This window comes from Pseudomonas sp. PA-6-3C, from assembly GCF_021605825.1.
GTDB classification, from domain to species: domain Bacteria; phylum Pseudomonadota; class Gammaproteobacteria; order Pseudomonadales; family Pseudomonadaceae; genus Aquipseudomonas; species Aquipseudomonas edaphica.
In genome coordinates this window covers 19,938-42,059 of record NZ_WKDV01000031.1, presented here as the reverse complement: position 1 = coordinate 42,059, position 22,122 = coordinate 19,938, and the positions used below count along the sequence as shown (strand labels likewise).

General features: G+C 60.9%; 18 protein-coding genes and 1 pseudogene. 9 read left to right on the top strand and 10 right to left on the bottom strand.

All coding sequences use genetic code 11. The features are described from left to right. Nucleotides 1-15: 15 nt before the first annotated feature. The 5 genes and pseudogenes from GIW48_RS19965 to GIW48_RS19945 form a co-directional block, all read left to right on the top strand. The gene (locus tag GIW48_RS19965; protein ID WP_256349256.1) at nucleotides 16-204 is read left to right on the top strand and encodes a type VI secretion system contractile sheath small subunit; all 189 of its coding nucleotides are present in this window, start codon (nucleotides 16-18) and stop codon (nucleotides 202-204) included. Nucleotides 205-368: 164 nt separating this feature from the next. After that, a complete protein-coding gene (locus tag GIW48_RS19960; protein WP_169986106.1) occupies nucleotides 369-1,082 on the top strand; it encodes an HPP family protein in 714 nt (237 codons plus the stop codon). A gap of 117 nt (nucleotides 1,083-1,199) precedes the next feature. Continuing rightward, complete coding sequence (locus GIW48_RS19955; protein ID WP_170037419.1) at nucleotides 1,200-2,303, top strand: enoyl-CoA hydratase/isomerase family protein; 1,104 nt, start codon at nucleotides 1,200-1,202, stop codon at nucleotides 2,301-2,303. Between the two features lie 3 nt (nucleotides 2,304-2,306). Continuing rightward, nucleotides 2,307-3,458 carry an acyl-CoA dehydrogenase family protein gene (locus tag GIW48_RS19950; RefSeq protein WP_099549746.1) on the top strand — a complete coding sequence of 384 codons (1,152 nt, stop codon included), beginning with the start codon at nucleotides 2,307-2,309 and terminating at the stop codon, nucleotides 3,456-3,458. A gap of 104 nt (nucleotides 3,459-3,562) precedes the next feature. After that, a pseudogene (locus GIW48_RS19945) lies at nucleotides 3,563-3,907 on the top strand (acyl-CoA dehydrogenase family protein); the annotation flags it as partial. Nucleotides 3,908-4,053: 146 nt separating this feature from the next. Here GIW48_RS19945 and GIW48_RS19940 read toward each other — a convergent pair. Genes GIW48_RS19940 through GIW48_RS19920 form a run of 5 tightly spaced genes read right to left on the bottom strand, consistent with a single transcriptional unit; the run spans nucleotide 4,054 to nucleotide 9,608 of the window. Continuing rightward, nucleotides 4,054-4,827, bottom strand: coding sequence for an enoyl-CoA hydratase (locus GIW48_RS19940; protein ID WP_017138783.1), 774 nt, complete (start codon nucleotides 4,825-4,827; stop codon nucleotides 4,054-4,056). Nucleotides 4,828-4,838: 11 nt separating this feature from the next. Continuing rightward, nucleotides 4,839-5,966: an acyl-CoA dehydrogenase gene (locus GIW48_RS19935; RefSeq protein ID WP_017138784.1), complete on the bottom strand. Its 1,128-nt coding sequence runs from the start codon at nucleotides 5,964-5,966 to the stop codon at nucleotides 4,839-4,841. Between the two features lie 9 nt (nucleotides 5,967-5,975). Further along, nucleotides 5,976-7,160, bottom strand: a complete 1,185-nt coding sequence (locus GIW48_RS19930) for an acetyl-CoA C-acyltransferase (RefSeq protein ID WP_236460651.1) — start codon at nucleotides 7,158-7,160, stop codon at nucleotides 5,976-5,978. Between the two features lie 12 nt (nucleotides 7,161-7,172). Then, nucleotides 7,173-7,940 (bottom strand): SDR family NAD(P)-dependent oxidoreductase, encoded by a 768-nt coding sequence (locus GIW48_RS19925; protein WP_099549743.1) that lies wholly within the window; start codon nucleotides 7,938-7,940, stop codon nucleotides 7,173-7,175. Between the two features lie 21 nt (nucleotides 7,941-7,961). Further along, nucleotides 7,962-9,608, bottom strand: a complete 1,647-nt coding sequence (locus GIW48_RS19920) for an AMP-binding protein (RefSeq protein WP_236460653.1) — start codon at nucleotides 9,606-9,608, stop codon at nucleotides 7,962-7,964. A 227-nt stretch (nucleotides 9,609-9,835) separates the two neighbouring features. Between GIW48_RS19920 and GIW48_RS19915 the strand changes: the two genes are divergently transcribed. The 4 genes from GIW48_RS19915 to GIW48_RS19900 all read left to right on the top strand — a co-directional run bounded on the left by GIW48_RS19915 (nucleotide 9,836) and on the right by GIW48_RS19900 (nucleotide 15,279). Further along, nucleotides 9,836-10,729, top strand: a complete 894-nt coding sequence (locus tag GIW48_RS19915; RefSeq protein WP_170037422.1) for a bestrophin family protein — start codon at nucleotides 9,836-9,838, stop codon at nucleotides 10,727-10,729. Nucleotides 10,730-10,807: 78 nt separating this feature from the next. Continuing rightward, nucleotides 10,808-11,866 (top strand): HEAT repeat domain-containing protein, encoded by a 1,059-nt coding sequence (locus GIW48_RS19910; protein ID WP_017138790.1) that lies wholly within the window; start codon nucleotides 10,808-10,810, stop codon nucleotides 11,864-11,866. Nucleotides 11,867-12,109: 243 nt separating this feature from the next. Next, nucleotides 12,110-13,612 carry an ATPase domain-containing protein gene (locus tag GIW48_RS19905; protein ID WP_017138791.1) on the top strand — a complete coding sequence of 501 codons (1,503 nt, stop codon included), beginning with the start codon at nucleotides 12,110-12,112 and terminating at the stop codon, nucleotides 13,610-13,612. Continuing rightward, nucleotides 13,609-15,279: an ATP-binding protein gene (locus tag GIW48_RS19900; RefSeq protein ID WP_170037425.1), complete on the top strand. Its 1,671-nt coding sequence runs from the start codon at nucleotides 13,609-13,611 to the stop codon at nucleotides 15,277-15,279. Before GIW48_RS19905 ends, GIW48_RS19900 begins: the two co-directional genes overlap by 4 nt. 26 nt (nucleotides 15,280-15,305) lie before the next feature. On the opposite strand, the gene GIW48_RS19895 is transcribed toward GIW48_RS19900, so the two are convergent. The 5 genes from GIW48_RS19895 to GIW48_RS19875 form a co-directional block, all read right to left on the bottom strand. Beyond that, the gene (locus GIW48_RS19895; protein WP_003217591.1) at nucleotides 15,306-15,683 is read right to left on the bottom strand and encodes a response regulator; all 378 of its coding nucleotides are present in this window, start codon (nucleotides 15,681-15,683) and stop codon (nucleotides 15,306-15,308) included. Between the two features lie 78 nt (nucleotides 15,684-15,761). Further along, nucleotides 15,762-16,955 (bottom strand): hybrid sensor histidine kinase/response regulator, encoded by a 1,194-nt coding sequence (locus GIW48_RS19890; RefSeq protein WP_017138793.1) that lies wholly within the window; start codon nucleotides 16,953-16,955, stop codon nucleotides 15,762-15,764. Beyond that, entirely contained in the window at nucleotides 16,949-17,548 is a 600-nt protein-coding gene (locus GIW48_RS19885; RefSeq protein ID WP_236460654.1) for a chemotaxis protein CheB, read from the bottom strand. The genes GIW48_RS19890 and GIW48_RS19885 overlap by 7 nt, the downstream gene beginning before the upstream one ends. Beyond that, nucleotides 17,545-18,375: a CheR family methyltransferase gene (locus GIW48_RS19880; RefSeq protein WP_017138795.1), complete on the bottom strand. Its 831-nt coding sequence runs from the start codon at nucleotides 18,373-18,375 to the stop codon at nucleotides 17,545-17,547. The genes GIW48_RS19885 and GIW48_RS19880 overlap by 4 nt, the downstream gene beginning before the upstream one ends. Further along, nucleotides 18,376-21,873, bottom strand: a complete 3,498-nt coding sequence (locus GIW48_RS19875; RefSeq protein WP_236460656.1) for a response regulator — start codon at nucleotides 21,871-21,873, stop codon at nucleotides 18,376-18,378. Between the last annotated feature and the right edge of the window lie 249 nt (nucleotides 21,874-22,122).

The window sequence follows — 22,122 nt, the reverse complement described above, 5'->3', positions numbered from 1 at the left end:
ATCCCTGCGCCGAGGCTGGATCGATTGATGGCGTTGCGCGATGCCTTGGTGGCATTGAAGGGGCCTTTGGCCGACGACCCTGCCTTGCGGGAGAACCTGCAAAGGCAGCTGTTCAACGAAGAGGCTGATAGCCGCGTGCTCGGACGCATCAGCACGCCGCTGCCGCAACCGACGCATCGCATCACCTATGACGAGGGTCACTAACTGCATTATTTTTGCATTTAACCCTCATTAATATGCATTGGCGCCATAGCATCAAGCTCGGCACACTGCACAGGTTCCTCCCCCAAATGTTGGAACGTTCAAAGGGCTTATCCGGGCAACCAGGCGAGCCTTTTTTTTCGGCTGCTGCTTTATGGATCGTGTCGATGCTCGCTCGCTGGTTACCCGCTGCAATCAATACCCGCCCCGTCGAATGGAGCCGCGCCGCCATTGGCATGGCCTTGGGCACGCTATTGAGTGTCTGGGTGTGTGCCCAGGTATTCGGTATGGAAGTCGCCTTGCACCTGCTCGGCCCGCTGGGGGCATCGGCGGTTTTGCTGTTTGCCGTGTCCTCCGGTGCGTTGGCACAGCCCTGGTCGATTATCGGCAGCTACTTGTGCGCTGCCGTTGTGGCTCTGCTGGTGGCGCGGGTGCTTGGCCGCACGCTGGGCAGCGCATGCCTGGCTGCGGGCATGACCGTCGTGTTGATTTGCTGGCTGCGCTGCCTGCACCCGCCCGCCGGTGGCTTGGCCATGACGCTGGTGCTCGCCGATCCGGCCTCTATCGCCCTGGGTTGGCAGGAAGTGGGGCCGGTGATGCTCGGGGCCGGCGCGCTGCTGGCCGGTGCGCTGGCCTATAACAACGTGACACGCACGCGTTACCCCAAAGGCGCGATCGAATCGCCCGCCGTGGTCCTGGGCAGCACAGCGCCGGTGACAGATGCCGCCATCACGGCAGCCGATCTGAAACTGGCCCTGGCCGAGATGGAGCGGTTCTTTGATGTGGAGCCGACGGAGTTGGAGCAACTGATACACGCGGCTGAAGGGCATGCCCGGCGCCGCAGCATCGGTGAAGTGCTGGGTGGCCGCAGCGCTGCATAAATGCAAAAACGACCTGCATGATTCCGGGTTGTACTGGGCAAATTTGCACTGGTACGATCGCGAGATAGTTCGTGCGCGAACATCTTGATAAAGAACAATAAAAGCAGGGAGTTAGTGATGACTGCTCAGGTTTCATCCGAAGCAAGCCACACCAGGATTCTTCAGGGCGAGGTGCTGGCCGAAGTCCGTAACCATATTGGCCACCTCACCCTCAACCGCCCCGCTGGCTTGAATGCCATCACTCTGGAGATGGTCCGCAGCCTGACCACACAACTGCTGGCTTGGGAGAGCGATCCGCAGGTGTATGCCGTGGTCCTGCGCGGTGCCGGTGAAAAAGCGTTCTGCGCCGGTGGCGACATTCGCTCTCTCTACGACAGCTTCAAGCAGGGCGACAGCCTGCACCAGGACTTCTTCGTCGAGGAATACGCCCTCGACCTGGCGATTCACCATTACCACAAGCCCGTGCTGGCCCTGATGGACGGCTTTGTCCTCGGCGGTGGCATGGGCCTGGTGCAAGGCGCCGACTTGCGTGTGGTGACCGAGCGCAGCCGCCTGGCGATGCCGGAAGTGGCCATTGGTTATTTCCCGGACGTAGGTGGCAGCTATTTCCTCTCGCGCATCCCTGGCGAGCTGGGGGTTTACCTGGGTGTCACCGGCGTGCAGATTCGCGCCGCCGATGCGCTGTACTGCGGGCTGGCGGACTGGTGTATCGACAGCGCGAAACTCGCCGAACTCGACCAGAAGCTCGACCACCTGCAATGGCAGGATTCGCCGCTCAAGGACCTGCAGGGCGTATTGGCAAAGCTCGCGGTACAACAATTGCCCGACGCCCCGCTGGCCGCGCTGCGCCCGGCGATCGACCACTTCTTTGCGTTGCCGGATGTGCCGAGCATGGTCGAGCAACTGCAGCAAGTCACTGTCGCCGACAGCCACGAATGGGCGCTCAGCACCGCCAGCCTGATGCAGACCCGCTCGCCGCTGGCAATGGCCGTGACCCTGCAGATGCTGCGCCGTGGCCGGCGCTTGTCGCTGGAGCAGTGCTTCGCGCTGGAATTGCACCTGGATCGCCAGTGGTTCGAACGCGGCGACCTGATCGAAGGCGTTCGCGCGTTGATTATCGACAAGGATAAAACCCCGCACTGGAACCCCGCGACGATCCATGAGTTGGACGCCAGCCATGTCGAGAGCTTCTTCAGTGACTTCAAGCAGAGTGGGAAATAAGCCATGCAAGATATTGAATACACTGAAGAACAAGTGATGATTCGCGACATGGCGCGCGACTTTGCCCGTGGCGAAATCGCCCCGCATGCGCAAGCCTGGGAAAAAGCCGGCTGGATCGATGACGCCCTGGTCGCGAAGATGGGCGAACTCGGCTTGCTGGGCATGGTGGTGCCGGAAGAATGGGGCGGCACCTATGTCGACTACGTGGCGTATGCCCTGGCCGTCGAGGAGATTTCCGCCGGTGATGGCGCCACCGGCGCACTCATGAGTATCCATAATTCAGTCGGTTGCGGGCCAATCCTCAACTACGGCACCGATGCGCAGAAACACACCTGGCTGGCTGACCTGGCCAGCGGCCAGGCCATTGGTTGCTTCTGCCTCACCGAGCCTCAGGCCGGTTCCGAAGCCCATAACCTGCGCACCCGCGCCGAGCTGCGCGACGGCCAGTGGGTGATCACCGGTGCCAAGCAGTTCGTCAGCAATGGCAAGCGCGCCAAGTTGGCCATTGTGTTTGCGGTGACGGACCCGGAACTGGGCAAGAAAGGTATTTCTGCCTTCCTGGTGCCCACTGACACACCAGGCTTTGTGGTCGACCGTACCGAACACAAGATGGGCATTCGTGCCTCGGACACCTGCGCCGTCACGCTGAACCAGTGCACAGTACCCGAAGCCAACCTGTTGGGTGAACGCGGCAAGGGCCTGGCCATCGCCCTGTCCAACCTCGAGGGTGGACGCATCGGCATTGCCGCCCAAGCGTTGGGCATCGCCCGTGCAGCCTTTGAGGCGGCGCTGGCGTATGCGCGTGATCGGGTGCAATTCAACAAGGCGATTATCGAGCACCAAAGCATTGCCAACCTGCTGGCCGACATGCAGACCCAGCTCAATGCCGCCCGGTTGTTGATCCTGCATGCCGCACGCCTGCGCAGCGCAGGCAAGCCGTGCCTGTCGGAAGCCTCCCAGGCCAAGCTGTTTGCTTCGGAGATGGCCGAAAAGGTCTGCTCCTCGGCGATGCAGGTCCATGGCGGGTATGGGTATCTTGAGGACTACCCGGTGGAGCGCTACTACCGGGATGCGCGGATTACGCAGATTTACGAAGGCACCAGCGAGATTCAGCGGATGGTGATTGCCAGGGAGCTGAAGAACTACCAGCTCTGACTGCCAGTTGCTCGTTCCCACGCTCTGCGTGGGAACGCATCCGGTGACGCTCTGCGTCACGCCTCAAGCGCTGACGCAGAGCGTCAAGGGCGGCATTCCCACGCAGAGCGTGGGAACGAGCATTCATTGAGCACCAAAGCATTGCCAACCTGCTGGCCGACATGCAGACCCAGCTCAATGCCGCCCGCCTGCTGATCCTGCACGCCGCACGCCTGCGCAGCGCCGGCAAGCCGTGCCTGTCGGAAGCCTCCCAGGCCAAGCTGTTTGCTTCGGAGATGGCCGAAAAGGTCTGCTCCTCGGCGATGCAGGTCCATGGCGGGTATGGGTATCTTGAGGACTACCCGGTGGAGCGCTACTACCGGGATGCGCGGATTACGCAGATTTACGAAGGCACCAGCGAGATTCAGCGGATGGTGATTGCCAGGGAGCTGAAGAACTACCAGCTCTAAAAGCCACACAAGACCAATGTGGGAGCTGGCTTGTCGAATCGTCGCACCGCTGCGATAGCATCACCTCGGTCTAACCGATAAACCGAGGTGTCTGCATCGCAGGCAAGCCAGCTCCCACATTTTGATCTTCAGTGTTTACAGCCGGGTTACTGGTCCTTGAACTCCGGCGCGCGCTTGGCCACAAACGCCGCCATGCCTTCCTTCTGGTCCTGGGTGGCAAACGCGGCATGGAACACCCGCCGCTCAAAGCGCACGCCTTCAGACAGGCTCACCTCAAACGCACGGTTCACGCTTTCCTTGACCATCATGCTGATCGGCACGGACTTGCCGGCAATCAAGGTCGCGGTTTTCAGCGCTTCTTCAAGCAGGTCATCGGCCGGCACAATGCGCGCCACAATCCCGCAGCGCTCAGCTTCAACGGCATCAATAAAGCGCCCGGTCAGGCACATTTCCATGGCCTTGGCCTTGCCCACGGCGCGGGTCAGCCGTTGGGTGCCGCCCATGCCCGGCAGTACGCCGAGGTTGATTTCCGGCTGGCCGAACCTGGCGCCGTCACCGGCCAGGATAAAGTCGCACATCAAGGCCAGTTCACAGCCGCCGCCCAGGGCGAAACCGTTGACCGCAGCAATGATCGGCTTGCGGCGGTTGGCGACGCGGTCGCTGTCGCTGAACAGGTCGTCGAGGTAGATCTGCGGGTAGGTCAGCTCGGCCATCTCTTTGATGTCGGCGCCGGCGGCGAAGGCTTTTTTCGAGCCGGTCAGCACGATGCAGCCGATCTGCGGGTCGGCTTCCAGGCCGTCCAGTGCCTGGTTCAACTCGCTCACCAACTGGGCGTTCAAGGCGTTCAGGGCTTGCGGGCGATTGAGGGTAATCAGCCCGACGCGGCCCTGGACTTCGAGCAAAAGGGTTTCGTAACTCATGTATCGGCTCCTTAAAGGTTGCGTGAGATGACCATGCGCTGAATATCGCTGGTGCCTTCGTAAATCTGGCAGACCCGCACATCGCGGTAGATCCGCTCCAATGGGAAGTCGCTCAGGTAACCGTAACCGCCCAGGGTTTGCAAGGCGGCCGAGCAGACTTTTTCGGCCATTTCCGAAGCAAACAGCTTGGCCATCGACGCCTCGACCAAGGCCGGCTTGCCGCTGTCACGCAGGGCTGCGGCGTAATGCACCATCTGCCTGGCCACCGCGATTTGCGTGGCCATGTCGGCCAGACGGAAGGCCACCGCCTGGTGTTCGATCAACGCCTTGCCAAAGCTTTCGCGCTCACGGGCATAGTCACGCGCGGCTTCGAAGGCGGCGCGGGCCATGCCCACCGATTGCGAGGCGATGCCGACGCGGCCGCCTTCGAGGTTGGCCAGGGCGATCCTGTAGCCTTCGCCCTCCTCGCCCAAACGGTTGGCGACTGGCACTTTTACGTCTTCGAAGAGGATCTGGCAGGTGTCGGACGCATGTTGGCCGAGTTTGTCTTCAACCCGCGCCACCGTGTAGCCCGGCGAGTCGGTCGGCACGATAAACGCGCTGATCCCACGCTTGCCTGCGGCCGGGTCGGTGACGGCAAACACAATCACGATCCCGGCGTTCTGCCCGGAGGTAATGAACTGTTTGCAGCCATTGAGCACGTAATGGTCGCCCTCAAGGCGTGCGCGGGTTTTCAGGCTGCTGGCATCGGAGCCTGCCTGCGGCTCGGTCAACGCAAAGGCACCGAGCATGGCGCCACTGGCCAGCGGCGTGAGGAACTGCTGTTTCTGCTGCTCGTTACCGAATTTGAGGATCGGCACGCAACCCACCGAGTTGTGCACACTCATGATGGTCGAGCACGCGCCATCGCCGGCGGCAATTTCTTCCAGGGCCATGGCGTAGGCCAGGTAGCCCGTGTCGCAACCACCCCACTGTTCCGGTACCAGCATGCCGAAAAAGCCCAGCTCGGCCATTTCGCCAATGGCTTCCTTGGGGAAACGGTGCTCGCGGTCCCACTCGGCGGCGAAGGGTTTCAGGCGTTCCTGGGCAAATTGCCGGGCCGCTTCGCTGATTTGCAGTTGTTCGTCATTGGGCAGCATGTTGAGTCCTTAATACAGGCATTCGACGGCCATGGCCGTGGCTTCACCGCCGCCGATACAAATGGCGGCAACCCCGCGCTTGAGGCCTTTCTGGCGCAGGGCCGAGAGCAACGTCACCAGGATGCGCGCACCGGAAGCACCAATTGGATGCCCCAAGGCACAGGCGCCGCCGTGAATATTGACCTTGCTGTGGGGGATTTCCAGCTTGCTCATGGTCACCAGGCTGACCACCGCGAAAGCTTCGTTGATTTCAAACAGGTCAACGTCGCCCAGGTTCCAGCCGGTCTTGCTCATGAGCTTGCGAATCGCACCCACGGGCGCCACCGGGAACAGCCCCGGCTCGTCGGCAAAGGCCGCATGCCCGTGGATCACCGCCAAGGGCTTGAGGCCACGCTGTTGCGCCTCGGACTGGCGCATCAACAGCAACGCCGCCGCACCATCGGAAATCGAGCTGGAGTTGGCCGCCGTCACCGTACCGCCCTCGCGGAACGCCGGTTTCAGGCTGGCGATCTTGTCCAGCTTGGCCTTGGGCGGTTGCTCGTCATGCAGGATGGTCTTTTGCTCTTTGCCGACGGTGACCTGCACCGGGACGATCTCAGCAGCAAAGCTGCCATGGGTGATGGCCTCTTGCGCGCGGGTCAGCGAGGCAATGGCGAAGGCGTCCTGGGCTTCACGGGTGAAGCCATTGTGCTCGGCGCAGTCTTCGGCAAAGGTGCCCATCAGGCGGCCCTTGTCGTAGGCGTCTTCGAGGCCGTCGAGGAACATATGGTCAAGCACCTTGCCGTGGCCCATGCGGTAGCCGCTGCGCGCGCGGTCGAGCAGGTACGGCGCGTTGGACATGCTTTCCATGCCGCCGGCGACCACCACGTCGACACTGCCGGCCAGCAGCGAGTCGTGGGCGAGGATGGTCGCTTCCATGCCCGAGCCGCACATCTTGTTCAAGGTGGTGCAGCGCGTGGCCTTGTCCAGCCCGGCGCCCAGCGCCGCTTGACGCGCAGGCGCCTGGCCCAGGCCCGCGGGCAGCACGCAGCCGAACAGCACTTCGTCCACGGCATCCGGGGCAATCCCGGCGCGTTCGACGGCGGCGCGGATCGCGGCAGTGCCCAGTTGCGGCGCGGTCAGGCCCTTGAGGTCGCCCTGGAAGCCGCCCATGGGTGTGCGCACGGCGCTGACAATAACAATCGGATCGTTCATGGGGTGTTCTCCTTACTTGGCTGCCATACGCAAGGCGCCGTCGAGACGGATCACCTCGCCATTGAGCATGCTGTTTTCAATGATGTGGCGTACCAGCGCGGCGTACTCGGACGGTTTGCCCAGGCGTGGCGGGAATGGCACACCCGCGGCCAGGGAATCGCGCACTTCGGGGGTCATGCCGGCCATCATCGGCGTTTCGAAAATGCCCGGGGCAATAGTCATCACGCGGATGCCAAAGCGCGCCAGTTCGCGGGCAGCGGGCAAGGTCAGGCTGGCGATGGCGCCTTTGGAGGCGGCATACGCCGCCTGGCCTATCTGCCCGTCAAAGGCGGCTACCGACGCGGTGTTGATGATCACGCCGCGCTCACCGTCGGCGTTCGCCGCGGTTTCAGCGATGGCGGCAGCCGCCAGGCGCAACAGGTTGAAGCTGCCGATCAGGTTGACGTTGATCACCTGGGCAAAGCTGGCCAAGGCGTGTGGGCCATTTTTGCCGAGGATTTTTTCGCCGCGTACCACCCCGGCGCAGTTCACCAGGCCGTGCAGGCCGCCAAAGGCTGCAACGGCGGCGTGTACGGCCGCTTCGGCGGCGGCTTCCTGGCTGATATCGGCCACAGCGCTGCGGGCGTTATCGCCCAGTTGCTTGGCTTTGGCCGCCACAGCGTCGGCGTTCAGGTCGACCAGCATCACCTTGGCACCAGCGGCAATCAACATCTCAGCGGTGGCCGCGCCGAGGCCCGAAGCACCGCCGCTGACCAGGAATACCTTGTTTTCAATCTGCATCATTGTTTCCTTAAAAGTGGATCAGGCGATGGCCTGTGCCTTCGCAATTTCCTGATTACGCAAAATAAAACGTTGCAGCTTGCCGCTAGGGGTCTTGGGCAAGTCGCTGACAAATTCGATTTCCCGTGGGTAGGCGTGGGCCGCCAAACGCTTGCGCACGTGCAGACGCAGCTCCTCGGCCAGCTCGGGCGTAGCGCGGTACTGTTCGTTGATCACCACAAAGGCTTTGACCAGCTCGGTGCGCTCCGGGCAGGGTTTGCCGACCACAGCGGCTTCGATCACGGCCGGGTGCTCGACCAGTGCGCTTTCGACATCGAATGGCCCTACGCGGTAGCCGGATGTGGTGATCACATCGTCACTGCGCCCGACAAAGCTGATGCTGCCGTCCGGGTTGAGCTCCACGGTGTCGCCACTGAGGTAGTACTTGCCGACAAACGCCTTGGTCTTTACGCCGTCGTAGCCGGCGAACCAGCACATCGGCGACTGTTCACGGTCGATGGCGAGAATACCGGGCTGGCCTGCCGGCAATTCCTGGTTCTGATCATCGAGCACCACAATGCGGTGGCCCGGTGAGGCAAAGCCTGCCGAGCCGACGTGCACGGGGTGTTCCAGGCCGTGGTGGTTGCACAGCACCATGCCCAGTTCGGTCTGGCCGTAATGGTCATGAATGGTCACGCCCAGGTTGTCGGCAAACCAGCGGATCACTTCCGGGTTCAGCGGCTCGCCGGCGCTGCTGACGATACGCAGCTTGCCCTTGATAGAGCGCGCGAACTGTTCGCCACCAGCAATCAGCAGGCGGTAAGCGGTGGGCGAACCAGTGAGGTTGGTAATCCCATATTTATTGATCACCCGGCAGGTGCTTTCCAGGGTGAACGGCCCATCGTAGAACGTAATCGGGTGGCCCATGGACAACGGCCCGGTCACGCCAAAATAGATGCCATAGGCCCAGCCCGGGTCGGCGACATTCCAAAACGCGTCCTCGGGGCGCAAATCCACCGCGTCGCGGGTGTAGCTCTGGAAGGCGACAATGGCCTTGAGCGGCACCGACAGGGCTTTTGACGGGCCGGTGGTGCCCGAGGTGAACATCAGCAGGAACGGGGCTTCTGCGCCCAGCAGCACCGGTTCGCAGGTATTCGAATAGTTCGGCAGTTCAGCCCAGAAGCTGTAGTCGCCGCGCATGATGCCTTCGCCCTTGTCCCCGGCCACCGTGACGATGGTCGGGCAGCCTTCGACTTCAGCCAGCTTGGGGCGGTTGACCGCATCCGTGACCACCAGTACGGCGCCGGAGCTGTTCAGCCGATGCTCGATGGCCTTGGGTCCGAAGGCGGTAAACAGCGGCTGATACACCGCGCCGATACGCCAGGTGGCGAACACCACCACCAATAACTCTGCCGTGCGTGGCAGCAGCCCCGCCACCTTGTCACCCTGTTGCACGCCTTGGGCCAGGAGGAAATTGGCAAAGCGCGCCGCCTGGTCCTGCAATTGGGTGAAGGTCACACTGGCGCTGCGCCCATCCTTGCCTTCCCAAAACAACGCAATGCGCCCCGGCAGCGCGTGGCGATCGCAACACTCCACACAGGCATTCAGGGCTTGCAGGTTGCCGGACAGGGCGGCGTTGACGGTGTGCTGGTAGTCGAAGGCAGTGGTGGCAGCCAAATACTCACGCATGGTTCCAAATCCTTGTGTGTTTTTATTTTCAGGACATTTTTCACGACGAGAATCGCTGAAATAGTCGCTCTAGAGCGCTTTGGCGGCAATGGTCAAAGCCTTCAACTTGGCTGACTGGTTTGGCCAATCATTGATCCGGCTTATCAGCCGGTCAGCCGCAGTGATTGGACGCTCTGGGCGCAAACTCCTAATCTCCAGGCCTGCGCCGCCAAAGAAGCCGTGTCCCGATGATCGTCCGCCCCAAACCCAACCTCATGGGTATCCTGTTTTCCCTTAAAGGTTCGATTGCCAAGCGCATTGCCTTGCGCAGCCTGATGGTCACGTTGCTGGCTTCAGTGATCGTGCTGGTGGAGACCCTGCACCCGGCCTACTTCTCCAAGGTCAATGCCACGCCGTTCACCTTGCTCGGGTTGTCGTTGTCGATCTTCATGAGCTTTCGCAACAACGCCTGCTACGACCGTTGGTGGGAAGGCCGCAAGCAGCTGGGGCAGATGATCATTGAGGTGCGCTCGCTGATCCGCGAAACCCAAGTGCTGGGCAACTCACCCGAGCGCGCCAGCCTGCTGCGTGGGGTGTGCGGGTTTGCCCACGGCCTGGTCGCGCACCTGCGCCATGAAGACGAGGCCCGCGTTATCACACCCTGGATAACTGTTGACCGGGCGCATCCCAATCTTCCCGACAACGTGCTGCAACAACTGGGCGCGCGCTTTTCGCGGCTGGCCGAACAGGGTGTGATCAGTGAATGGCGCTACACCCAGCTGGAAACCCGGCTGGTCAGCCTCAGCCTGGTGCAGGCCGCCTGCGAGCGGATCAAAAGCACGCCACTGCCCTTCCCTTACACGCTGCTATTGCACCGCACCATCTACCTGTTCTGCATTTTGCTGCCGTTCGCCATGGCCGAACCGCTGGGCTGGTTGACGCCGGTGTTCACCGCCATCGTCAGCTACACGTTCTTCGGTTTGGATGAAATCGGTGATGATCTGGAAGACCCGTTCGGTTTCGATGAAAACGATCTGCCCTGCAATGCGATAGTGCGCACCCTGGAGCGCGAGATTCTCGCCGCCCTGGGCGAGATCAATCTGCCTCCTGCCCTGGAACCAGTGGAATACGTGCTCGGCTGATACGGGTTTGACACTCGTCGTGGTCTGACCGAAGCTTGAGGCTTTGCGATTAGCTGCCCCCAGCTTTTGGACGCCTGCATGTCAAAGTCACGCCGTTACTCCATCGTCGGCCTGTGCGCCCTGTTGTTGCTTGTCCTGGTCACCTGGTTTTTCTCCCGCTCCACTCCGGTGGCCGTGCCGCCGGCGATCGCCCATGGTTACGCCAAGGCGTTGAAGCAAGCACGTAACGGCGAACCCGGCGCCGCCCGTGTGCTGTATCAACAGCTGGGCCGCCCGGACTTGTCGCCTGAACGTCGCGCCGCATTGCACGCCGAACTGCCCAATTACCCAAGCCCTCAGGCGTTGAAGCTGGCGGATAAAGACCTGGCTGATGAGTCGCCGTTGGTTCGTGAAGCGGCGATTCACAGTATTGTTGGCCTGGTGCCCAGCGGCCAACGCACCTTACTGCTTGGCCCGGCACTGGACGATCCTGAACAAGCCGTGCGTTTTGCCGCCGCCAACGCCCTGCTCGGCCTGTCGCCGGATACCCTGGGCCTGTATTTCGGGCCTTTGCAGCAAGTGCTCGATGAGTTTGTGAAAAAGCTCAAGGCTGAGCCCGAAACCGCCGAAGGCTGGATTCAGCTCGCGCGCTTGTACATCCACAGCGCCCTGCTGCCGGACGCGCAACATGCACTGGAGCAGGCCATGCGCCTGCAACCGGACAACCTGCAAGCTGTGGTCGCACAAATCGAATTGCTCGATAAGCAGGGCAAGACCGATGAGTCCCGCCAGTTGCTGGCGCGGCAATTGGCGGCACATCCGGAGTCGGCCTACCTGCAACACGCCCTGGGCATGTGGCTGTTGCACCATGGGGAGCGGCCATACGCGTTGCTTGGCCTGTCCAAAGCCGTGGAGCTTGAGCCTGACAATCAGGATTACCGCTTCGACCTCGCCACCACGCTGCACGACCAGGAAGAGGTGGACGCCGCCCAGCGTCAGCTGGAAGAAATCGTCCAGCGCCACCCCGCCAATCGCAAGGCGCGTGTGTTGCTGGTCAGCTATTGGAAGGAAACCGGGCAGTTGCAGAATGTGCAGGTGTTACTGGCGCAGCTGGAGCAGCAGAATCCGGATGATCCGGCGTTGCAGCAAGGGCTTTAGTTTCGCGCGCTATGTGGGAGCTGGCTTGCCTGCGATGCAGACACCTCGGTCTGACAGATAAACCGAGGTGATGCTATCGCAGGCAAGCCAGCTCCCACACAAAAGCAGCGCTTTGGCGCAGGTCACAAATCCACCACGATTTATACGACAGGTTGAACCGCCACAACCCGCTACGGTCAAGTAAATATGGCGCGTCCAAGCCGACGCGCCTCCCTTTACTTGTACGTGACCCGAGGGCACTTCTTGTCTACATCCAAAGAGCTGTTCAGTGAAAAGGCGGCCACCGGCATCGAAGGTCTTGATGACATTCTTTCCGGGGGGCTATCACGCAGCCACCTGTTCCTGCTGGAAGGCGAACCCGGCACCGGGAAAACCACCGTAGCGCTGCACTTTCTGCAAGCCGGCGCGAAAAACGGTGAGCGATCCTTGTACATCACCCTGTCAGAAACCGAACGCGAGTTGCGTCAGGGCGCCAAGTCCCACGGCTGGGACCTGGACGACAACATTCACATCTTCGAGCTAACCCCGCCAGAAAGCCTGCTCAACGCCGAGCACCAGCAAAGCCTGCTGTATTCCTCCGACCTGGAGCTGGGTGAGGCAACCCGGCAGATTTTTGAAGTGGTGGAACGGATCAAGCCCACTCGCGTGGTGGTCGACAGCCTTTCGGAAATCCGCCTGCTGGCGCAAAGCTCGCTGCGCTATCGCCGCCAGATCCTGGCGATCAAACACTACTTTGTGCGCTACGACGCCACCGTACTGCTGCTTGACGACCTGACCACCGAATCCCTGGATAAAACCGTGCACAGCGTGGCCCACGGCGTGATTCGCCTGGAAGAGTTGACGCCCACCTACGGCGCTGAACGCCGCCGCATCCGCGTGGTGAAGTACCGTGGCCAGAAATACCGTGGTGGCTTTCACGACTTCACCATCATGCAAGACGGCATCCACGTGTTCCCGCGCCTGGTGGCCGCCGAGCATCGTGGTGGTTACGTGCGTCAGACTTTGAGCAGTGGCATCCGTGAAATGGACGCCTTGATGGGCGGCGGCGTAGAAACCGGCTCCAGCACGCTTATCCTCGGCCCGGCCGGAACCGGCAAATCCTTGATCTCGATGATATTTGCCGCCGCCGCAGTGTCGCGTGGCGAAAAAGCTGCGCTGTTTATTTTCGATGAAGAGCTGGGCCTGTTGTTCGAACGCATGAAAAATATGGGTATCGACCTCGCTGCGCTGCAAGACACCGGCAACCTGCTGATCGAGCAGGTGGATGCGGCAGAGCTGTCACCTGGCGAATTCTCCCACCGAGTCAGGCGTTGCGTCGATGAACGCGGGATCAAAACCGTGGTAATCGACAGTATCAACGGCTACCAGGCGGCGATGCCTGAGGAAAACTCTCTGATCCTGCATATGCATGAGTTGCTGCTGTACCTGAACCGTCGCGGCGCGGCGACGTTCATGACGGTGGCCCAACATGGGTTGGTAGGCGACATGCAGGCCCCCGTCGATATTACTTACCTGGCTGATACCGTGATCCTGTTGCGTTATTTCGAAGCACTCGGCAAGGTTCGCCGGGCCATTTCGATCATCAAGAAACGTACCGGCAGCCACGAGTCCACCATTCGTGAATACCGTATCGGCGGCAGTGGTTTGACAGTGGGCGAGCCGCTCGACAACTTCCAGGGCGTACTGCGCGGTATCCCGACTTATATGGGCGCCGGTTCCCCACTGCTCAAGGAAGAGGGCGTGTGACCGGCCTTTCTCCCCTCTCCGAGCGCGCAATTATTCTCGCGCCACTGGGCCGTGACGGCTCCCTGGCGCTGATGATGCTCAAGGAAGCCGGCTACACCGGCATGGTTGCCGGGAACCTGACTGAACTCTGCGAAGCACTTGGGCAAGGCGTCGGTATGTTGGTGATTGCCGCTGAAGCCCTGCGCGGTGTCGATCTGGAGCCCCTGCTGCATTACCTGCATGAGCAGCCGGCCTGGTCCGATTTGCCCATCGTGCTGATGACCCACCATGGCGGCCGTGAACAGAACGGCTCATCCCACCTGAGTGGCCTGCTGGGCAACGTGACCTTCCTGGAGCGCCCTTTCCATCCAGTAACCCTGATCAGTCTGGTGAGCGCGGCCCTGCGCGGCCGGCGCCGGCAATACGAAGCGCGTGACCGCCTGATCGACTTGAGCGAGAGCGAGTTGCGCCTGCAACGCACCCTGGAAACCCTTGAGCAGCAGGTTGAAGAGCGCACGGCGCAACTGCGCAACAACGAAGATGCGCTGCGCCAGTCACAGAAAATGGAGGCCGTCGGCCAGTTGACCGGCGGTATCGCCCATGACTTCAACAACATGCTCACCGGCATTATCGGCAGCCTGGAGCTGCTGCGCAGGCGGGTGGCCCGCGGCAAGTTGGACGACCTGGACAGCTTGATCGACTTGGGCGTGACCTCGGCCAACCGCGCTGCCGGCCTGACCCACCGCTTGCTGGCGTTTTCACGGCGCCAGTCGCTGGACCCCAAACCCGTGGAGATCAACCAGTTGGTCAGTTCCATGGGTGAACTGCTGCAACGCAGTATCAATGAAAGCATCGCCTTGGACATGCGTCTGACCGATGAACTCTGGACCGCCGAGGCCGACCCCAATCAGCTGGAAAGCGCCCTGCTCAACCTGGTGATCAATGCGCGCGATGCCATGCCCAGCGGCGGTAGCCTGACCGTTGAGACCACCAACCGCCACCTCGACAATGTGTTCACGGCCGCCTATGGCACCTTGCTGCCAGGCGATTACGTGGAACTGAGCGTCAGCGACACCGGCTGTGGTATTCCCGAAAGTCTGTTGGGCCGCGTCTTCGACCCGTTCTTCACGACCAAGCCGATCGGCCAGGGCACCGGCCTCGGCTTGTCGATGATCTACGGCTTTGCCCGCCAATCACATGGCCATGTCACCATCCATAGTGAAGTCGGCAAGGGCACGACAGTCAGCCTGTTCCTGCCGCGTTTTATCGGTGAGCGCGTCGCGGACGCCGTCACCAACCCGGCACTGCTGCCATTCGCCAATGCCGGTGAGACAGTATTGATCGTCGAAGACGACGCCGCCGTACGCGTGCTGGTCAGCGCAGTGCTCAAGGAATTGGGCTATGCCTTTGTCGAGGCTGGCGATGCCAATACCGCCGTGCCGATCATCGAATCCGACCAACGCATTGACCTGTTGATCAGTGATGTGGGCTTGCCCGGCATGAACGGGCGACAGCTGGCAGAAATCGGGCGGCAATTGCGCCCGGAACTCAAGGTATTGTTTATCACTGGCTACGCCGAGCATGCGGCGGTGCGCGGCGGGTTCCTGGACCCGGGGATGCAACTGATCACCAAGCCGTTCACCTTCGACCTGCTGACGGCCAAGGTGCGTGAGATGATCAAGCAATAGGGCTGCTGCGAGGCAGCCCTATTGCTTCAGGCCAGCAGGCGCTGGATATGCTCTTGCAAGGTATCCAGATCAAACGGCTTGGCCAGGATTGGCGCGTTGCGCGTGATCGGGCTGTTGCAGTCGAGTATTTCTTGCGGGTAACCGCTGATAAAGATCACTTTCAATTCAGGTCGCAGCTTGATCGCAGGCTCAGCGATCTGCACCCCGGAAATCCCGCCCGGCAGGCGGTAATCCGTGACCATCAGGTCCAGGTGCGGCTTGGTCGCCAGAATCTCGAAGGCCTGCTCCCCATCGATCGCCTTCAGCACCCGGTAGCCCAGGCCTGCCAGGTATTCACCCAGCACAAACATAATGGATTCGTCGTCTTCGACGATCAGTACGACATCTTGTGCATCTTCACTCATGGGAAGCCTTTGTCCGGTCAGTTGCTGCAAGTACGACCATGGGGTCACGCAGAGGTTGCGTCGAGGCGACGATTGATTTCATTGCGGCTCGCCAAGTGGCAGACACACCCTGAACAACGCGCCCTCGCCTATCTGGCTTTCCACCTCGATGGTGCCGCCATGGGCCGTCACGATCTGCTCGGAAATAAACAGCCCCAAGCCCAGGCCTGCCGCTACATGGCTGGCCGAAACGCGTTCGAATTGCTGGAAAATGCGCTTCTGGTTGTCTGCGCTGATGCCGATGCCACGGTCACGCACCTCGACGCGCGCCTCACCGTGCTCGGTGTACACACGCACATCCACTGGGCTTTTGGCACCGTAACGCAAAGCGTTGGTGAGCAGGTTGGTGACCACTTGCTCAATACGGAACTCATCCCAATTGCCCTCCACAGGTTCATCGGCAACCAGGTGCATCGAAGAACCAGCGGATGCCACTTGCGGGGCGAAGTTTTTCACCAGGTTGCGCACCAGTTGCGCCAGGTCAAAGCGCGCCGGGCGAATCGACAGTTTGCCGGTGCGGATGCGCGACACGTCGAGCATGTCCTCGATCAGGCGGATAAGGCTCTGGATCTGGCGCTCGTCGCGGTCAACCATGGCGTGCATCTTGTCCAGGGTAAACGCGGCGGCGTTATCCCGAGCCAGGTGCATCTTGCGCAGCTGCGTTTCCAGGATCAGCCCGTTAAGCGGTGTGCGCACTTCGTGAGCGACGATCGACATGAAGTCGTCACGCATGCGCACGGCCTGTTCAAGCTCTGCCTGGGTGGCCTGCAGGCGCGTCAGCAGCAGCTCCTGCTCGCGGCGGCTGCGCTCCAGGGCTTCGACCTGCTGTTTCATGGCCTTGCTCTGGCGGTACAGGTCGACGAACACATTGACCTTGCTTTTCACCGCATGGATATCCAGCGGCTTGTGCAAAAAATCCACCGCACCGCTTTCATAGCCTTTGAAGGCATAGTTGAGTTCGCGGCCGGCGGCGCTGACGAACACGATCGGGATGTTCTTGGTCTTTTCGGTGCCGCGCATCAGTTCGGCCAGCTCGAAACCGTTCATGCCGGGCATCTGCACATCGAGAATCGCCATGGCGAACTCATGCTCCAGCAACAGTGACAAGGCCTCGTCAGCGCTCAAGGCCTTGAAAACCTGCCGATCTTCGCGCTTGATCAGCGCCTCAAGGGCCAGCAGGTTTTCCGGCAGATCGTCGACGATCAGCAGTTTGGCCTGGACAGTACTTAACATGGGGAAGATTCCAGGGAAGCCAGCAGTGAGCCAATCCGGCTCAAGGTGAGAATATGATCAGGTGTGTGCAAGGCCAGTGCCGCCAAGGGCATCACGGCGATACGTGCTTCTGTGGGCTCTTGGACGATGGTGGTGCCACCCGAGTCTTTGACGTGGGCAAGGCCACGCGCGCCATCCTGGTTGGCGCCGGTCAGCAGAATCGCCAGCAGGCTGTTGCCGTAGGTGTCGGCAGCCGAGGCGAACAGGTAATCGATGGCCGGCCGCGAATGGTGCACGCGGTCTTCCTGGCTCATCGACAGGCTACGGTCGCTTTCTACCGACAGGTGATAGCCGGAGCCGGCGAAATACAGGGTGCCTGGCGTAATCGTTTCCTTGTCGCGTGCTTCTTGCACCGGAATGCTCAGGCGCCGCGCAAAGACTTCGGCCAGCTGGCTGCGGCGCTCATCCGGCAGGTGCAACACGGCAATAATCGGCAAACTGAAGGTGTCAGGCAACGTACCAAAAATCGTCAGCAACGCCTCAACACCGCCGGCGGAGGCGCCGACGACGATGGCTTCAATCCCGCGTGGCGGGTTAGTTGCGGCCTCGCTCATGATTTTCGGTAGATCCGTTCCTGTTTGACCAAGGGTTCGAATTGCTTGCTGTAGGCGGAGAAATCCAGGGTTTCCTTACTGCCCAGCACCAGGAAGCCGCGATGGCACAGCGATTCATGAAACAACCCAAACGCTCGATCCTGTAACTTTTTATTGAAATAAATCAATACGTTACGGCATGAAATTAACTGAGTTTCTGAGAAGACGCTATCGGTTGCCAGGCTGTGATCGGCAAAGGTCACGTTCTCGCGCAGCGTCTTGTCGAAGATCGCGTAATCGTAAGCCGCTGTGTAGTAGTCGGCAAATGAACGTTGGCCGCCCGCCTGCTGATAATTGGCAGTGTACGCACGCACGTTCTCCAGGGAGAAAATCCCTTGCTTGGCTTTGTCCAGGGACGCCGGGTTGATGTCCGTGGCGTAAATGATGGTGCGCTCCAGCAAACCCTCTTCGCGCAGCAGGATCGCCATGGAGTACACCTCCTCGCCCGTGCTGCACCCGGCGATCCAGATTTTGATCGACGGGTAGGTCTTGAGCAGCGGCACCACTTCCCGGCGAATCGCCAGAAAGTGCGACGGGTCGCGAAACATCTCGCTCACCGGGATCGTCAGAAACTGCAGCAACTGCATGAACGCCGTCGGATCATGCAGCACCCGCTCCTGCAGCGCAGAAATGGTCGCGCAATCGAACTGGCGCAGTGCGTGGGCCACGCGGCGCTTGACGGACGCGCCGGAATAGTCGCGAAAGTCGTAGCTGTACTTGAGGTAAATCGCCTCAATCAGCAGGCGCAGCTCAATGTCGCTGCTTTTTTCCAAGAAAACTTGCTCCACTTAAATGCGTTCCATCTTTGGCAGCCATACGCGAATCAGCGAGAACAGCCGGTCCAGGTCGATCGGCTTGGCCAGGTAATCGTTGGAGCCCGCCGCGAGGCAGCGTTCCTGATCGTCCTTCATGGCTTTGGCCGTCACTGCAATAATCGGCAGTTTCTTCCAGCGTGGGTCCTGGCGGATCAAGGCAGTCGCCTCGTAACCGTCCATCTCCGGCATCATTACGTCCATCAGCACCAGGTCGATATCCTCGACTTCATTGAGTTTGTCGATGGCTTCATGACCGTTACGCCCGATCACCACCACCGCGCCTTTGTGCTCCAGGGCACTGGTCAGGGCGAAGATGTTGCGCACATCGTCGTCGACCAGCAGGATCTTGCGCCCCTCGAAGACCTTGTCGCGGCTGCGGGCGGTCTTGAGCATCTTCTGGCGGTCATGGGACAGCTGGGATTCGACTTTGTGCAGAAACAGTGTCACTTCGTCCAGCAAGCGTTCAGGTGAGCGCGCGCCTTTGATGATGATCGAGCGCGAATACTTGCGCAGCTCGGCTTCTTCGTCGCGGGTCAGGTTACGCCCGGTGTACACGATCACCGGCGGGAACGAGCAGATATCCTCGGTGGCCATGCGCTTGAGCAGCTCATTGCCGAGCATGTCCGGCAGCTTGAGGTCGATGATCATACAGTCGTAGACGTTAGTGCGCAGCAGGTCCAAGGCGGCCTGCGCGTAGCCGACGTCGGTGATTTCGATGTCATCGTCGCCGATCAGGCGGGCAATGCTGTCGCGCTGCAGGTCATCGTCCTCCACCAGCAACACGCGCTTGACCTTCTGGGTCAGCTTGGCTTCCAGGCGCGCAAACACGTCCTTGAGCTCTTCGCGGGTGGTCGGCTTCACCGCATAACCGATGGCGCCCATGTGCATGGCGGCTTCGACGCGGTCTTCAACGGAGATCACATGCACGGGAATGTGGCGGGTATTGGCGTGCTCCTTGAGGCGTTGCAACACGGTCAGCCCGGAATGGTCGGGCAGGCGCATGTCCAGCAGAATCGCGTCCGGGATGTACTCCTCGGCCAGACTGTAGCCTTCGTCTGCGCCGTGGGCGACCAGGCAGTTGTAGCCCAGTTCGTGGGCCAGGTCGTAAAGGATGCGGGCGAAATTGGGTTCATCTTCCACCACCAGGATGCAGCGGGTAGTGAACGGTGCCTTGTCGCGGTCGTCGGCAAAGCGCGGAATCTGCTTGGCATCGGCCACCGGCAGCGGTGAGATCGCGATGGGCTTGGGTGCAGGTGCCGCCACCACTTGGCGCGGCGGCTCGATCGGCGCGGCACCTTCCTCGCGCTCTACATATTGCTCCGGCAGTACCAGGGTGAATACGCTGCCCTTGCCCGGTTCGCTGGTCACGCTGATATAGCCGCCGAGCAAGGTCGCCAGATCACGGGAGATCGACAGGCCCAGCCCGGTGCCGCCGTAACGGCGGTTGGTGGTGCCATCGGCCTGGCGGAAGGCTTCGAAGATACTTTCCTGCTGGTCTGGCGCGATGCCAATGCCCGAGTCGCGCACGGTAAAGGCTACGCCCTCCCCTGGTGCACGGGATACCGACAGGCTGACATCACCCTGCTCGGTAAACTTGACCGCGTTGGACAGCAGGTTCTTGAGGATCTGCTCCAGGCGCTGGCGGTCGGTGAACAGCATCGGCGGCGCATCCGCTTGAATGTCCACCTGGAAGCCCAGCTTGCGGTCAGCCGCCAGCGGCTCGAACATCCCGCGCAGGCCATCGACCAGGCGCGCCACGCTGGAGTTTTCCGGGCGCATTTCCAGCTTGCCGGCTTCGACCTTGGAAATGTCCAGAATATCGTTGATCAGGTTCAACAGGTCGTTGCCCGCCGAATAGATCGACTCGGCAAACTTGACCTGCTCGGTGCTGAGGTTTTCCTGCGGGTTCTCGGCCAGCAATTTGGCCAGAATCAACGAGCTGTTGAGCGGCGTGCGCAGCTCGTGGGACATGTTGGCGAGGAATTCGGACTTGTACTTGCTGGAGCGCTGCAGCTCGTCGGCACGGTCTTCCAGTTCCAGTTGAGCCTTGTTCAACTCGACGTTCTTGCGATCCATGGCGTCGCGCTGTTCGGCCAGAGTCTGGGTCTGTTCGGCCAGTTGCTCGTTGGTCTGCTCAAGCTCAGCCTGCTGGGTTTCCAGATGGGCCTGGGACTCCTTGAGGATACGTGACTGTTCTTCGAGCTCTTCGTTGGCGGTTTTGAGTTCTTCCTGCTGCACTTGCAGCTCTTCGTTGAGCTGCTGGGTTTCGGCGAGCACTTCCTGCAGGCGTTGGCGATAGCGCGCCGCTTCGATGGAGGTGCCGATATTGCCGGCAATCAGCTCCAGCAGCTCGACGTCACGATCATCCAACGGGCGCAGGAAACCGAGTTCGATCACGCCGTTGACGCGATCATCGTCGCTGGTCGGTACCACCAGTACGCTGCGGGTCGAACCTTCGCCCAGGCCGGAACTGACCTTGAAGTAATCCACCGGCACATCATCCAGGCGAATCAGGCGATCAAGCTGGGCGGCCTGCCCGACGATGCCCTCGTCGCTGTAGATCGCCTGCTCTTTTTGCTCCTGCTCACGGGAGAAGCCGTAGGTGGCCACGCGCTTGAGGCCGCCGTGCTCTTCGCGCACATACAGCGCCGCTACCGCCGAGCCCATGTATTGGGCGAAAAACTGCAGGATATTGCGCCCAAGCATGTTCAGCGTCAGTTGGCCGAGCACCTGTTCGGCCAGTTCGGTCTGGCCGTTACGCAGCCAGGCTTGTTGCTCCAGGCGCCGGGCGATCTTCTGTTGTGACGCGAGGTTTGCGCTGTAACTCTCTGATAATGCAATTAAATTCTTTCTACCGATGTAGGCCAGAAAACCGCTCAGTCCAAGCACGAAGGCCAGGTACAAGGTCACGCTGATGATCGTGGTGCGGGTGACATCGGCATTGCGCGTGACACGGAACGCTTGCTCCATCGCCACCGCATCCGTGTATTCGTTGCGAATCGCGTCGGTCAGGCTCTTGCCGCGGCCGGCCTGCACCGCCCCGCGGTAATCGCCACTGCTGCGCTGCAAGTCGATCATCGATTGGGCGTACTTGTTCCACTCGTATTGCATCGACTCCAGACGCTTGAGGCGGTCGACCTGCTGTGGGTTGTCCGCCACCAGCTCCTGCAGGTTGCGCAGGTCACCAATGATGCGGGGCTTGGCCACTTCGTAAGGGTCGAGGAAATGCTCGTCGCCAGTGATCAGAAAGCCACGCAGGCCGGTTTCCAGGTCCACCGTCAGCTTGGATGACTCATTGAGGTTATTGATAACCCGGTCGGTGTGCTCCACCCACTGGATAACCGACAGCAAATAAGTGATCAGGCAGACGAAAAACACCGCGCTGAGCACGCCGACGCCCAAGGGTAACGCGACGTTTCGGCTCAACAGGGTACGGAAGCTCTTTTCATCGACGGACGACGCGGGAGTCATGGGCATGCCTTGGCCAAGTGCGGAAAAAGGGGGAGTTTGCCCGAATATCAGGGGGCAAGGCTATGTTTGTGCGTTGTTTTGAAGCGCTGGCCTACAGGCTGCGAGTGAGTTACACGCCAATTCGGGCCGGTTTCATCAGACCCCTTACATACGTGCATACAGATGCGGCGGAACGTAGGTGAAGGGTTGCGGCACTCAGGACAGCGCCTCACGAACACGGAAGATCTTTTGGAAGGCGTCTTTTTTGCC